Origin of the sequence: Kineosporia corallincola (assembly GCF_018499875.1) — a bacterium.
In the GTDB taxonomy this organism is placed as follows: domain Bacteria; phylum Actinomycetota; class Actinomycetes; order Actinomycetales; family Kineosporiaceae; genus Kineosporia; species Kineosporia corallincola.
In genome coordinates, this window is sequence record NZ_JAHBAY010000011.1 from 131,853 (window position 1) to 146,123 (window position 14,271).

General features: G+C 72.7%; 12 protein-coding genes. All 12 read left to right on the forward strand.

Annotated elements, in window-relative coordinates; all coding sequences use genetic code 11:
• The first annotated feature begins 7 nt into the window (after positions 1-7).
• The 12 genes from KIH74_RS24770 (at position 8) to KIH74_RS38880 (ending at position 14,266) form a co-directional block, all read left to right on the forward strand.
• On the forward strand, positions 8-907 hold the full coding sequence (locus tag KIH74_RS24770; RefSeq protein ID WP_214158556.1) for an EamA family transporter: 900 nt from the start codon (positions 8-10) through the stop codon (positions 905-907).
• Between the two features lie 72 nt (positions 908-979).
• Positions 980-3,448, forward strand: coding sequence for an EAL domain-containing protein (locus KIH74_RS24775; protein ID WP_214158557.1), 2,469 nt, complete (start codon positions 980-982; stop codon positions 3,446-3,448).
• 288 nt (positions 3,449-3,736) lie between these two features.
• Entirely contained in the window at positions 3,737-4,921 is a 1,185-nt protein-coding gene (locus KIH74_RS24780) for an LLM class flavin-dependent oxidoreductase (RefSeq protein ID WP_214158558.1), read from the forward strand.
• Positions 4,918-6,102 carry an acyl-CoA dehydrogenase family protein gene (locus KIH74_RS24785; RefSeq protein ID WP_214158559.1) on the forward strand — a complete coding sequence of 395 codons (1,185 nt, stop codon included), beginning with the start codon at positions 4,918-4,920 and terminating at the stop codon, positions 6,100-6,102. Before KIH74_RS24780 ends, KIH74_RS24785 begins: the two co-directional genes overlap by 4 nt.
• A 31-nt stretch (positions 6,103-6,133) precedes the next feature.
• A complete protein-coding gene (locus tag KIH74_RS24790) occupies positions 6,134-7,765 on the forward strand; it encodes an ABC transporter substrate-binding protein (RefSeq protein WP_214158560.1) in 1,632 nt (543 codons plus the stop codon).
• Entirely contained in the window at positions 7,762-8,754 is a 993-nt protein-coding gene (locus KIH74_RS24795) for an ABC transporter permease (protein ID WP_214158562.1), read from the forward strand. Before KIH74_RS24790 ends, KIH74_RS24795 begins: the two co-directional genes overlap by 4 nt.
• 8 nt (positions 8,755-8,762) lie before the next feature.
• Positions 8,763-9,644 (forward strand): ABC transporter permease, encoded by an 882-nt coding sequence (locus tag KIH74_RS24800; protein WP_214158564.1) that lies wholly within the window; start codon positions 8,763-8,765, stop codon positions 9,642-9,644.
• Positions 9,641-11,296: a dipeptide ABC transporter ATP-binding protein gene (locus KIH74_RS24805; protein ID WP_214158565.1), complete on the forward strand. Its 1,656-nt coding sequence runs from the start codon at positions 9,641-9,643 to the stop codon at positions 11,294-11,296. Before KIH74_RS24800 ends, KIH74_RS24805 begins: the two co-directional genes overlap by 4 nt.
• Entirely contained in the window at positions 11,293-12,336 is a 1,044-nt protein-coding gene (locus tag KIH74_RS24810; protein WP_214158566.1) for a ketopantoate reductase family protein, read from the forward strand. The genes KIH74_RS24805 and KIH74_RS24810 overlap by 4 nt, the downstream gene beginning before the upstream one ends.
• Positions 12,333-13,178, forward strand: a complete 846-nt coding sequence (locus KIH74_RS24815; protein ID WP_214158568.1) for a sulfurtransferase — start codon at positions 12,333-12,335, stop codon at positions 13,176-13,178. The genes KIH74_RS24810 and KIH74_RS24815 overlap by 4 nt, the downstream gene beginning before the upstream one ends.
• A 34-nt stretch (positions 13,179-13,212) precedes the next feature.
• Positions 13,213-13,554 carry a rhodanese-like domain-containing protein gene (locus KIH74_RS24820; protein ID WP_214158570.1) on the forward strand — a complete coding sequence of 114 codons (342 nt, stop codon included), beginning with the start codon at positions 13,213-13,215 and terminating at the stop codon, positions 13,552-13,554.
• Positions 13,555-13,558: 4 nt separating this feature from the next.
• Positions 13,559-14,266 carry a rhodanese-like domain-containing protein gene (locus KIH74_RS38880; protein WP_214158571.1) on the forward strand — a complete coding sequence of 236 codons (708 nt, stop codon included), beginning with the start codon at positions 13,559-13,561 and terminating at the stop codon, positions 14,264-14,266.
• Positions 14,267-14,271 lie beyond the last annotated feature (5 nt).

Consider the following 14,271-nt stretch of genomic DNA (forward strand, 5'->3'; position numbering starts at 1 on the left):
GACGGGCATGACGACGGTGACACCGGTGACGACGGCCGGAGCGCCCGCCCCGCGGGCCGAGGTGTTCGGCGGCCGCGGCGGTCTGCCCGTCTCGATCGCCACGATGCTGTTCAGCGGAACCAGCACCCAGGTCGGTGCGGCGGTCGGGTCGCACGCCTTCCCGGCGATCGGGCCGCCCGGCGTGGTGGCGGTGCGGCAGCTGGTGGCCGCCTGCGTGCTGCTGCCGGTGGCCCGCCCGCCCCTGCACCGGTTCACCTGGCGGCAGTGGTGGCCGGTGCTCTCACTCGGCGTGGTGTTCGCCGTCATGAATTTCGGGGTGTACACGGCGGTGGACCGGGTCGGCCTGGGGCTGGCCATCACGCTGGAGTTCCTCGGCCCGCTCGGCGTGGCACTGGCCCGCTCGCGCACCCGGCGGGACGCGGCCTGTGCGGTGTTCGCCGGGGCCGGTGTGGTGGTGCTGCTCGCGCCCGGGCCGGACAGCGACTTCCTCGGCATCGGGGCCGGGCTGCTGGGGGCGGCCGGCTGGGCCGCCTACATCCTGCTGAACGCCGAGGCCGGGGCCCGGCTGCCGGGACTCCAGGCGACGGCCGCGGCGTCCACCGTCGCGACCGTGCTGACCCTGCCGCTGCTGATCACCCTGGCCGTGCAGGGCCGGTTCACCGGTACCGCCCTGGCGGCCGCGATCGGCGCCGGGATCGGCTCGTCGGTGGTGCCCTACGCCTGCGACCTGATGATGCTGCGCCGGGTGCCGGCCCGGTTCTTCGGCGTGTTCATGAGCGTGCAGCCGGTGCTGGCCTCGCTCACCGGGACCGTGCTGCTGGGCGAACTGCTCGGTGTCCGCGAATGGGTGGGCGTGCTGATGGTGATCACTGCCAACGTGGTGACGGCGGCCCGTACCCGGGTCTGAGCGCTCAGGAATCGGCCCGGACCGGCCGATGTGACGGCTGGCAGGTCCGGAGCTCTCGAGAGGGTCGTTCAGGTGGTGGATGCGGGCCGCGAGAGCGGGGAGGACTTCGTTTCCGCCGCCCAGGGGCTGTTGTCGGACCTCAGGGCGTGGATCGGGCTGGAGTCGTGGTCGATCCTGCGCCGCGACGACGGCGACCTGATCGTCATGCTCACCAACGACGAGACGTTCGGCATGCACCCGGGCCTGGTCACCCCCTGGTCGGAGTCGTACTGCCGCCAGGTGGTGGAGTGGGGCCGGCCGGAGGCGGTGGCCGACGCCTCGGAGTCGCACGCGCTGAGCCGGGCGGTCGAGAGCACCCGGATCCTGGTGCGCGCGGCCATGCTGGTGCCGCTGCGCTCGCCGGAGGGCAAGCTGCTCGGTGCCCTGGCCGCCGTGCACCCGCACCCGGTGCCGCAGCTGGAGCAGCAGCTGCCCGCCGTGCGCCGGCAGGCCGCCCTGCTCGGCGCGCTGCTCGGGCACGAGCTGTCGGCCCAGCAGGAGCACCGCCGCGAGCAGTCGCCCGACGCCGAGTTCACCGACCCGCTGACCGGTCTGGCCAACCGCCGGGCCTGGGACGACGCGCTGCGCTCGGAGGACGCCCGGGCCGCCCGCTACGCCAGCTCGGCCGCGGTGCTGGTGCTGGACATCGACGGCCTGCGCCGGGTGAACGCCGGGGCCGGGCACAGCACCGGCGACGACCTGCTGATCACCACCGCGGCCGTGCTGTCGGGCCGGATGCGCTCGGTCGACTTCGTCGCCCGGATCGGTGGCGACGAGTTCGGCGTGCTGATGCCGGAGACCACTGCCGAGGAGGCCGGCACGGTGCTGGTCGACCTGCGCAAGTCGCTGAGCGCGGCCGGGATCACCGCGTCGTTCGGGATCGGCCAGCGGCGCAGCAACACCGGGTTGCAGGCCGCCTGGCGGGCCGCCGACGTGGAGATGTACGCCGACAAGCTCCAGGCCGCGGGCAGCCGGATCCCGCGCCAGACAGCGGTTCCCGCGGAGGGCGAGACGGTGGCCGCGCCGCATCCGGCCCCCGCCGACCAGAAGGAGAAGGAGCCGTACACCGGCCCGGAACGGCGCCGCAGCCGGGCCAGGGTCCGGCGGGGCGCCGACGCGGCGATCCAGGAGATCCCGGAGCAGAACCGCACCGGCGAGAACCCGGAGCGCGCAGACGATCCCGAGGCCGTGAACGAGGCCGTGGACGCGGCGGTGGTCACCGGTGCCGCGGCCGCCGAGGAGGGCGCCGGGGAGGCGACGGCCACCGGGGAGGGCGCGCCCGAGGCCGGGCAGGTCGAGGCCGCCGCGGCCGTCGGCCGCCGGCTGACCAGCGTGGACGCCCTGCTCCAGCTGGCCAAGGACCAGCTCGGCATGGAGGTCGCCTTCCTCGGCACCTTCGAGGAGGCGGGCTGGCAGCAGCGGGTGCGCAACCTGATCACCACCGTCGACGTGCCGCTGGCGGTGGGCCAGGTGCACCCGGCCGACGACACCTACTGCAAGGCGATCTCGGACGGCCGCCTGGGCCCGGTCATCCCGGACACCAGCAAGGACCCGGTGGCCCGCTCGATGCCGGTCACCCGCGCGCTGAACATCGGCGCGCACGTGGGGGTTCCGCTGCACCGCCGGGACGGCCGGCTCTACGGCTCACTGTGCACCTGGTCGACCCGGCCGGACGAGGCGCTGCGCGAGCGGGATGCCGACGTGCTGCGGGCGATCGGCACGGTGGTGATGGAACTGGTCGACATGGAGGACCGCACCGAGCGCGACCGGCACAAGATGCTCGACCGGATGGACCGGCTGATGGCCAACGGCGGTCCGGGCGTGGTGTTCCAGGCGGTGCACGCGCTGGACGGGCTGTCGACGATCGGGGTGGAGGCGCTCAGCCGGTTCCCGGCCGGCAGCGGCCGCCCGGACGAGTGGTTCAACTCCGCCACCCGGGCCGGCGTGGGCCTGGAGCTGGAACTCGCCGCCGTGCGCAACGCGCTGACGATTCTGCCTGCCCTGCGCGGCTTTCTGGCCATCAACGTGTCGCCCCGCACCCTGGTCTCACCCGCCTTCGGCCGCCTGGTCACGTCGCTGCCGCTGAAGTCCATCGTGATCGAGGTGACCGAGCACGAGGCCGTGGACGACTACGACGCGCTGAACGAGGTGCTGCGGCCCTGGCGCGACCGGGGCATGCGGATCGCGGTGGACGACGCGGGCGCCGGGTTCGCCAGCATGCGCCACGTGCTCACCCTGGTGCCGGACTTCATCAAGCTGGACATCTCGCTGGTGCGCGGCATCGACACCGACCCGGCCAAGCGGGCCCTGGCCGGGGCGCTCGCGGCGTTCGCCCAGAAGATCGGCAGCAGCGTGATCGCCGAGGGCATCGAGACCGCCGCCGAGCTGGCCTGCCTGCGCGGTCTGCGCGTCGGCTACGGCCAGGGGTACCACCTGAGTCTGCCCGGCCCGCTGGCCGACGAGATGCGCAAGGACGACGAGGTGCTGCCGGAACCGGCGTGATCGTGGGACCGGCGGGTTTCGAGATGGGTATGGACAATCTCTATCGGCTAGGTAGAGTAATCGACATGGAACGGTGGATCACGTCGTCGGCGGGTAGGGCCCGGTCCGGCTGTTGTTGTTGCTCCTGATCCGAATCACCTCTGTGTCTCCTGAAAATGCCTCTTCATCGGCATGTTTCGGTTCCGCCCATCAACGCCGCCCACTCCTGCCCGTGATCGCCGCACCATCGGTTCCGCAGCCGCGGGTGGTGCCCTGACGCACGGGCACATCGCCTCCCGGGAGACGGTCATGCCTGCTCGCCCCATCGAGTTCATCAGTGCCATCAACGTCAACCCGGCCAACGAGGTCAACCGCCTCGGGCTGGCCGACATCGACGTCCCCTACCTGCGCCGCTACTCCCGGCTGCTGGAGGACGGCGGCTTCGACTACACCCTGGTGCCCTACGGCTCGGCCGGTCACGACCCGTTCACCGTCGCCGCCGCGGTCACCCAGTACACCGAGCGGATCAAGCCGATCGTCGCGCTGCGGCCCAACACGGTGTATCCCACCGTGGCGGCCAAGGCCCTGGCCACCCTCGACCAGCTGTCGAACGGCCGCGCGGTGGTGCACTTCATCGCCGGCGGCAGCGATCGCGAGCAGCGGCGCGAGGGCGACACGCTGAGCAAGGCCGAGCGCTACGAGCGGCAGGAGGAGTACATCCGCGTGCTGCGCCGGGTCTGGAGCGAGACCGAGGCCTTCGACCACGACGGAAAGTATTATCAGTTCCAGGATTTCGTGTCGCGGGTGCGGCCGGTGAACGGCACCGTCCCGGTCAGTGTGGGTGGTTCCTCCGACGACGCCTACCGGGTGGGTGGCGCCCTCGCCGACATCTTCGGGCTCTGGGGTGAGCCGCTGGCCGAGACCGCTCAGCAGATCGCGCGTTTCAGCGACGAGGCGCGCCGGGCCGGGCGGGACGACGTGCCCCGCACCTGGGTCACCTTCCGCCCGATCATCGCCCCCACCGACGAGCTGGCCTGGGAGAAGGCGCACCGCACCCTCGACATCTTGAAAGACCGCTCCGGTAACACCAACTCGCCGTGGGTGGGGCGCAAGAACTGGAACAGCCCGGAGGGGCCGGCCAACGTCGGCTCGCAGCGTCTGCTCGACATCGCCGCGCGGAAAGACCTGCACGACCGGGCACTGTGGACCCCCACGGCCACCGCGACCGGTGCCCAGGGCGCGTCCACCGCGCTGGTCGGCAGCTACGAGACGGTCGCCGCCGCCATCCTGGACTACGTCGACCTGGGTGCCGACCTGATCTCGATCCGGGGCTACGACAACCTGAACGACGCCATCGACTACGGCCGCTACCTGATCCCGCTGGTGCGTCAGGAGCTCGCCCACCGCGAGGCGACCGGGGAACGCGGCACGGTGGTGCGCCAGGACCCGTTGGAGCAGGCCCCGCTGGGGCAGCCCGGTCTGGTGACCTCGTGACCGACACCGCGCTGGCGGCGAGAACTGGTGACGGCGAAACCCTCTTGCCGCCCGACCTGAGTGACGCCCATCTGGCCGCGGTCACCGCGCAGCTGGCCGCGGGCGCCGCCGAGAACGACCGCACCGCCGAGTTCCCCTGGGCCGGCATCCAGGTGGTGCACGACGCCGGGCTGCTGCGGGCGGGCATCGGCCCGGCCCACGGCGGTCATCCGCTCACCGTCGTCGACACCGTGCGGCTGTTCCAGGCCCTGGGACAGGGCGACCCGTCGGTGGCCCTGCTCACCGCGATGACCGTGTTCCAGCACCGGGCGCAGGCCCTGGCCCCGTGGTGGCCCGACGAGCTGTACCGCCGGGTGGTGGCCGACTCGCTGACCCGGCCGGTGCTGCTGAACGCCGTCCGTGCGGAACCGGAGTGGGGTGCGCCGGCCCGCGGCGGGCTGCCCGCCACCACCGTGCGCAAGGTGGACGGCGGCTGGATCCTGAACGGCCGCAAGGGTTTCGCCACCGGATCGGAAGGGCTGGCCTATCACCTGGTGTGGGCCACCACCTCGACCGACCCGGACGACGACCCGCTGCTCGCTCACGCCGTGGTGCCGGCCACCTCGGCCGGGATCGAGGTGATCCGCACCTGGGACCATCTCGGGCTGCGGGCCACCAGCACCCACGACGTGGTCTACACGGACGTGTTCGTGCCGGACGAGAACTTCCGCGGGGTGCCGCTGTCGCGGCAGCGCACCGACCCGGGCGGAGGGCTGGGGCTGGGTATCGCCGCCCTCTATGTCGGCGTCGCCCGGGCCGCCCAGGCGTGGTTCGTGACCTTCGCCAACGAGCGCGTGCCCACCTCGCTGGGCCGGCCGATCGCCACCACCGAGCGCATCCAGAGCGTGGCCGGTGAGATCGAGGTGCAGCTGATCCAGGCCGAGGAGGTGCTGCTGGGGCTGGCGGCCCGGGTCGACGCCGACGACCCCGCGGCGGCCCGCAAGACCCTGGCGGGCAAGCTGATCGCCACCCGGGCCGCCGTCACCGCCGTGCAGACCGCCGTCGCCGCCCTCGGCAACCCGGCCCTGACCCGGCACAACCCGCTCCAGCGTCACCTGCGCGACGTGCTCTGTTCCCGGGTGCATCCGCCGCAGGACGACGCGGCCCTGATCATCACCGGCCGCGCGTCCCTCTCCCGCTGACTCCTCCCCCCGAAAACCCCCGGAGCCCAACGTGCATCGCTACAAACGTCCATTGATCGCGCTGACCGCCCTCGCCCTGCTGAGCGCCTGCGGCGGCGGGGCCACGGCCGCCGGTGACGGCGGTGACGAGGGCACCCCGGTGAAGGGCGGCACCCTGCGCCTGGCCTTCTGGGACGACCAGCAGGGCTGCATCGACCCGAACCAGGTGTACTGGATCGAGAGCCGTTCGCTGAACCGGCAGTTCGCCGACTCGCTGACCGACCAGGACCCGGAGACCGGCAAGATCGTGCCCTGGCTGGCCACCAGCTGGAAGATCAACGACGACGCCACGAAGTACACCTTCGAGCTCCGTGACGACGTGACCTTCTCCGACGGAACGGCTTTCGACGCCGCCGCGGTGAAGACGGCCTTCGACGCCACGCACGACCTGGGTGCCAAGTCGCTGCTCGGCCTGACCTACACGGCCGGCTACAAGTCGTCGAAGGTGATCGACGACCACACCGTCGAGGTGGACTTCGACACCCCGAACGCGGCCTTCCTCCAGGCCACCTCGACCACCACGCTGTCGATCCTGAGCCCGAAGACCTACGAGCAGACGCCGGAGGAGCGCTGCACCGGCGAGAACCTGGTCGGCACGGGCGCCTTCACGCTGGACAGCTACACCGCAGCCACCGAGGCGCACCTCACCCGGCGTGACGACTACGCCTGGCCCTCGCAGCTGGTGAAGAACCAGGGCGCGGCCTACCTCGACGCCATCGAGGTGAGCTACATCAAGGAGGACAGCGTCCGGGTCGGCAGCCTGACCAGCGGATCCGTCGACATCGCCTGGCCGCGCCTGCCGATCTCGGAGGCCGACCAGAAGGTGATCGAGGCAACCGGGGCGAGCGTCGAGTCCCGGTCGCTGCCGGGCATCAGCAGCAGCTACTTCCCGAACGTCACCGAGGGCAGGGTGCTGGCCGACGAGAAGGTGCGCCAGGCCCTCCAGAAGGCGATCGACCGGAAGAGCTATGCCAGCACCATCTTCTGGGCCGACTACCCGGTGGTGACCGGGCCGTTCGACTCCACCACCCCCTACTCCACCGACGGGTCCGCGGCCCTGGCCCACGACCTGGAGGGCGCGAAGAAGCTGCTCGACGAGGCGGGCTGGAGTGCCGGCGCCGACGGCTACCGCACCAAGGACGGCAAGACCCTGACGCTGACCATCCCGGTGCGCGACACCACGCCCGGCGACCAGCTGGTGCAGGACCAGCTGAAGCAGGCCGGTTTCCGGGTCGAGCTGAAGGTGCTCACGCTGGCGCAGTACCAGGCGGCCGCGGCCGGTGGCGAGTACGACCTGCTCGGTACCTACTACACCCGGGCCGACCCGAGCGTGCTCGGCTCGGTGCTCGACCAGGCCGTGAGCCAGGCCGGCACCGCGCAGCTGTCGCAGGCCGGTGCCACCGCCGACGAGATCAGCGGCCTGTTCCGGGCCGGGCTGGAGGCCACCGACGACGGCAAGAGGTCCGGCGCCTACGCCGATCTCCAGCAGGAGATCCTGGAGCAGGGCGTGATGTTCCCGCTGTACGAGCGGGTGCAGACCGCCGGGATCTCCGCCAAGGTGCACGGATTCGCCTGGACCAGTGAGGCTTTCCTGCGGGCGAACGACATCTGGGTGGATCAGTGACGACGTCCCGGTCATCGGGTGGCCGGCGGCTGCACCCCACGGTGCGCTACGTCGCCGGCCGGGTGGCGCAGGCCGTGGTGGTGCTGTGGGCGGTGTACACGGTCACCTTCGGCATCCTCTACCTGCTGCCCAGCGACCCGGTGTCGCTCCAGCTGGCGGCCGCCAACGTGCAGGTGGACGAGCTGAGCCCGGCGGAGCTGGCCGCCGCCAAGGCCCAGTACGGTCTGGACAGGCCGCTGTCCACACAGTATTTCGACCACCTGGGCGGTCTGCTGCACGGGGACTTCGGCCGGTCCATCTCGCTGCACCGGCCGGTGGGGGAGCTGCTCGCCGAGCGGCTGCCCTCCACCCTGGCCCTCGGCGCCACCGCGATCGCCCTGGCCCTGCTGCTCGGCGGCGGCCTGGCCTACCTGGCCGCCTATGTGCGGCCGGGTAGGCTCAAGCTGGCGCTGAACCGGCTTCCGGCGGTGGGGGTCTCGCTGCCGCCGTTCTTCGTCGGCCTGCTGCTGGTGCAGGTGTTCGCGTTCGAGCTGGGCTGGTTCCCGCCCACCGGCACCGAGGGATTCTCCAGCCTGGTGCTGCCCGCGGTGACGATGGCCCTGCCGACCGCGGCCATGCTGGCCCAGGTGCTCACCCGCAGTCTCGACGACCAGCTCGCCGAGCCCTACGTGACCACGGCCGCCGCACGGGGTCTCAGCCGGCAGTACGTGCAGGCGCGGCACGCGCTGCGCAACGCGGTGCTGCCGGCGCTGACCCTGCTCGGGTTGCTGCTCGGCGCCACCGTGACCGAGGCGGTGGTGGCCGAGACGGTGTTCTCCCGGCAGGGCGTGGGGCAGATGGCCCAGCAAGCCGTGCTGGCCCAGGACGTGCCCCTGGTGCAGGCGATCGTGGTGGTGGCCGCCACCGCGTTCGTCCTGATCAACCTCGTCATCGATCTGGTGTATCCGCTGTTCGACCCGCGGATCACGCACACCCCCCGGGTCTCGTAGGAGTTGGTATGTCGATCGACTTGGCACCGGAACTGGGGACGACGACCGCACCGGAAATCGCGGCGCCGGCCGGAACCCGCAGGCGGCTGGGGGTTCTCGTGGCCCGGCCCGGACTGGGCGCGGCCCTGGTGTTCGTGGCGTTCGTGCTGTTGTCGGCCGTGGTGCCGGACTGGTTCACCGGTTACGACCCGAACGCCACGGCCGGGGCCGACAAGCTGCTGGCGCCCTCGGCGCAGCACTGGTTCGGCACCGACGAGCTGGGCCGCGACCTGTTCAGCCGGGTGCTGCACGGCTCCACGCTGACCATCCAGGCCACGCTGGGCGCGATCGGCATCGCGGTGGTGGCCGGGCTGGCGCTGGGGGTGGTGTCCGGCTTCTTCGGCGGCTGGACCGACTCGGTGATCATGCGGGTGGTCGACGTGCTGCTGGCGGTTCCCCGGCTCCTGCTGGCCCTGACCATCGTCACCGCACTGGGTTTCGGCACCCTGCCGATCGCGGTGGCGGTGGGCGTGGGCATCGTGCCCGGCTTCGCCCGGATCACCCGGGCCCGGGTGCTGAGCATCAAGGCCCTGCCCTACATCGAGGCCGCCCGCACCGGCGGCGCCTCGTGGACCCGGGTGCTGGTGCGGCACATCCTGCCGAACAGCTGGGGCCCGGTGCTGGTGCTGGCGGTGCTCGACTTCGGGGTGGCGATCCTGGCCATCTCGGCCCTGAGCTTCCTCGGGTTCGGCGCGGCGCCGCCGGCGGCCGAGTGGGGCACCCTGATCTCGCAGGGCCGCAGCTACCTGATCACCTCGCCGTGGCTCACCCTGCTGCCCGGAGTCTTCGTCGGGCTGATGGTCTTCAGCCTCAACCACATTTCCCGCAGCCTGGAGGAGATCCAGCGATGAGCGCGGTTCTGGAGATCTCCGGGCTGTCGGTGGCCTACCGGCCGAACCGGCGGCAGGCCGGAGTTCCCGCGGTGAAAGATGTCTCGCTGAGCCTGGAACCGGGCCGGACGCTGGCCGTGGTCGGCGAGTCCGGCTCGGGCAAGAGCACCCTGGCCGCCGCCGTGCTCGGGCTGCTGCCCGGAAACGGCGCGGTGACGGGCGGATCCGTCACGGTGGCCGGACGGCAGGTGGTCGGTGCCCGCGAGCGAGAGCTGCGGGACCTGCGCGGCCGGGTGGTGGCGCTGGTGCCGCAGGACCCGACCGTCACGCTGAACCCGACCCGGCGGATCGGCCCGCAGGTGGCCGAGTCGGTGCTGCGCAGAACCGATGTCGCCAGGCGCAGCGTGCCCGCCGAGGTGCTGGCCGCGCTCACCGCGGCCGGGCTGGACCGGCCGGAGCTGCGGGCCCGGCAGTATCCGCACGAACTGTCCGGCGGCATGCGGCAGCGGGTGCTGATCGCCGCGGCCCTGGCCGGGCGGCCCAGGCTGCTGATCGCCGACGAGCCGACCAGCGCCCTCGACGTGACCGTGCAGAAGCGCATCCTCGACCACCTCCGCCAGCTGGTGGCCGAGCGTGGCATCTCGCTGCTGCTGATCACACACGACCTGGGCGTGGCCGCCGACCGGGCCGACCGGGTGGTGGTGATGCGGGCCGGTGAGGTGGTCGAGAGTGGTCCGGCAGCGGCAGTTCTCGGATCACCGTCGACCGACTACACGCGTGAGCTGGTGCGGGCCGCTCCGGGTTTCTCGGTGGGGTCGCGGCCGGCGGCCGAACCGGTCGCGGGCTCCTCGTCGTCCGTCGTTCTGCGCCTGGAGAACCTGAGCAAGGACTACGTGCTGCCCGGTGGAGGTGTGCACCGGGCCCTCGACGACGTCACCCTGGCGGTGCCGGCCGGCCAGACCCTGGGCCTGGTCGGGGAATCCGGTTCGGGCAAGACCACGGCCCTGCGCATCGCCCTGGGCCTGATCACCCCGACCACCGGTCGGGTGCTGCTGGACGGACAGGACCTGACCGGGCTGGGCTGGCGGCAGCTGCGCCCGCTGCGCCGCCGGTTCCAGCTGGTGCACCAGAACCCGTTCTCCGCGCTCGACCCGAGATTCACCGTGGAGCAGACGATCTCCGAGCCGCTGGTCTCGTTCCGGGTGGGCGACCGGGCCTCCCGCCGGGAGCGGGTGCGGGAGCTGCTCGACGCCGTCGGTCTGCCCACGATCTACGCCGGGCGGCTGCCGTCCGAGCTGTCCGGCGGGCAGCGGCAGCGGGTGGCCATCGCCCGGGCGCTGTCGCTGGAGCCGGAACTGCTGCTGCTCGACGAACCGGTGTCGGCACTCGACGTGCGGGTGCAGGAGCAGATCCTGAACCTGCTCACCTCGCTCCAGAAAGACCTCGGCCTGAGCTACCTCTTCGTGTCGCACGACCTGGCCGTGGTGGCCGGCCTCTCGCACCGGGTGGCCGTGCTGCGGCACGGCAAACTGGTCGAGGAGGGGCCCACCGGGCAGGTTTTCGCCGCGCCGCGGTCGGAATACACCCAGGAGCTGCTGAACGCGATCGCCGGCCGGGGCCTGCCCCGGGCGCAGCCGGCCGAGTCCTCTACCGGATTGAGCCGCCCGCTATGAGCAACCGTTACGTGGTCATCGGGGCCGGGGCCGTCGGCGCGTTGCTGGCCGCCCAGCTGGAGCTGTCCGGTCAGGCGGTGGTGCTGGTGGCCCGGGGCGACAACCTCGCGGCCGTCGCCGAGCACGGGGTGCGGGTGCGGCGCCCACGCAGCACCGAGCAGGTGCGGGTGCCGGTCGTCGCCGGGCCCGAGCAGCTGCGGCTCACCCACCAGGACGTGCTGGTGCTGGCCACCAAGACGCAGGACGCCGAGGAGGCGCTGACCCGCTGGGCCTGGCTGCCGGTGTCGGACGAGGACGGGCTGCCCACCCTGCTGGGGGCCGATCTGCCCGTCCTGACCTTCCAGAACGGGCTGGCCACCGAGGATCTCGCGCTGCGCCGGTTCCGCCGGGTGTACGGCGTGTCGATCGGGGTGGCGGCCAGCCACCTCACGCCGGGCGAGGTGGTCTCGCCGTCGTACCCGATCATCGGGGTGGCCTGGCTGGGTCGCTACCCGGCGAACGACCGGCCGCAGGGCCGGTTCGGGCGCCGCGACGTGGAGGCCGAGCAGTACGCGCACGACCTGCGCGCGGCCGGGTACGACGTGGACCTGGTGGACGACATCCAGGCCTACAAGGCGCGCAAGCTGCTGGTGAACCTGGCCAACGGCCTCGGCGTGCTGCTGGGCACCGACGACGAGCGCGAGCGGGCCCGGGAACTGCTGGTGGCCGAGGCCCGGGCGGTGTTCGCCGCCGCGGGCGTCGAGGTGGCCACGGCCTCCCCGGGGCACCTGGTGGTGGAGCCGGTGCCCGGTCACGTGGCCGGGCACCTGTCCACCTGGCAGAGCTTCGCCCGCGGCGCGTCCAGCGAGGTGGACCACCTGAACGGCGAGATCGTCCGGCTCGGCCGCCGGCACGGCGTGCCCACCCCGGTGAACGAGCGGCTCCAGCGGCTGCTGGGTGCCCAGGCCGCGGCCGGGCTGCCGCCCGGGGTGAACACGATCGACGACGTGCTCGCCGACGAGACCTCCACGCCACGGCCGCTTACTAGGTTGGAAGCATGAATCCACTGATCACCGCCGACGAACTCGCGGCACTGCCCGGCCCCCGGGTGCTCGACGTGCGCTGGAAACTGGGCGGCCCGCCCGGGCCGGAGGAGTTCCGGGCCGGGCACCTGCCCGGCGCGGTCTACGTCGACCTGGACGCCGAGCTGGCCGCACCCGCCTCCGCTCAGGACGGCCGGCACCCGCTGCCCGACCCGGCCGCGTTCGCCACCGCCGCGCGCTCGTGGGGGCTGAACGACGGCGACACGGTGGTGGCCTACGACGACAACGGGCTGCTGTCGGCGGCCCGGGTCTGGTGGCTGCTGCGCTGGGCCGGTTTCCAGGGCGAGGTGAAGCTGCTCGACGGCGGCCTGCGGGCCTGGACCGAGGCCGGCCGGCCGCTGGTCACCGGCGACGAACCGGCGCCGGCCGCGGGCACGGCGACCCTGGGCGAGGGGCACCTGCCCACCGTCGGCCCGGACGACGTGACGGCCTTCGTCAAGGCCGGCGGCCTGCTGCTGGACGCCCGCCCGGCCGAGCGCTACCGCGGCGAGGTGGCCTCGGTCGACCCGGTTCCGGGGCACATCGCCGGGGCGGTCAGCGCCCCGGCCCTGGCGAACCTCGGTGGGGACGGGCGATTCGCCCCCGCCGCCGAACTGGCCGAGCGGTTCCGGGGCCTGGGCGCGGACGGCTCAGGTGAGCTGGGCGTCTACTGCGGCTCCGGGGTCACGGCCACGCACGACCTGGTGGCGCTGGAGGTGGCCGGCATCGACACCGCACGGGTGGCGCTGTATCCGGGCTCCTACTCGCAGTGGGCGAACCTGCCCGGTGCGGCCATCGCGACCGGTAACGAACCGGGCTGACCCGTCAGCCTTCTCACGGATCCAAGGAGTAGTGATGAGCGAGAACATCGAGGCGCCGCTGGTGAGCGCCGCCGAGGCCCGGGCCCGGGTGGCGGCCGGCGCGGTGCTGCTGGACACCCGCAGCCCGGGCGGCCGGGAGAAGACCGGCCCGATCGAGGGCGCGATCATCGTCGACCGGGACGACCTCGACGCCGAGTTCGACTTCGGCTCGCCCACCCGGCACGCCGAGGTGAAGGCCCTGGACACGCCGATCGTGGTGATCTGCGGATCGGTGAACGGGTCCGGCCCGGTGGCGCAGAACCTGATCGGGCGCGGCTTCGTCGACGTGGTGCACGTCGAGGGCGGGGCACCGGCCTGGCACGAGCTCGACGCCTGAGACCGTGACCCAGGTCGTGGAGGAGTGGGTGTTCGACGTCCGGGACCGGGCCGCCTATGCCGCCGAGCACGTGCACGGCGGCATCGGGGTCGAGCCGGGCGAGCAGCTCGGCGCGCGGGTGGCCGCCCTGCTGCCGGAGGGTGGGCGGTTCGTGCTGGCGGGGAGCGACGCCGGCGAGATCGGCCGGGCCGCCGGGCAACTGGAGGCCTACGGGCTGCGGCCCGAGCGGGTGGTGGTCGGCCCGCCCGCGCCGGGCACCGCCCTGGCCACCTACCCCCGGGCCACCTTCCGCGACCTGTCCCGAGCCCGGCGGGAGCGGGGTGAGACAGACCTGCTCGGCTGGGACGACGAGCCGTTCCTGCCGGTGGTCGTGCTCGACGTGCGGGAGACGGCCGAGTTCGCCGCCGGCCACCTGCGCGGAGCCGTGCACGTTCCGCTGTACGAACTGCCCGACCACATCCGGCAGCGCGTCGCTGCCCTCCCGGAGACGCAGCCGAAGGGGGTCCTGGGCAGACTTCGCGCGGCGTTCCGGGGCCGGCGGCTGCCGCCGCCCGGCGCACGAACCCGGGTCTGGGTGCACTGCGCCGACGGCTCGCGGGCGTCCGTCGCCGCCGGTGTGCTGGAACGCTCCGGGTACGAGGTCACCTGTTTGGACGACGATCTCGCGGCCGCGGCCACGACCGGGGTGGTGCGACTGACCTCATCCTTCTGACCGGT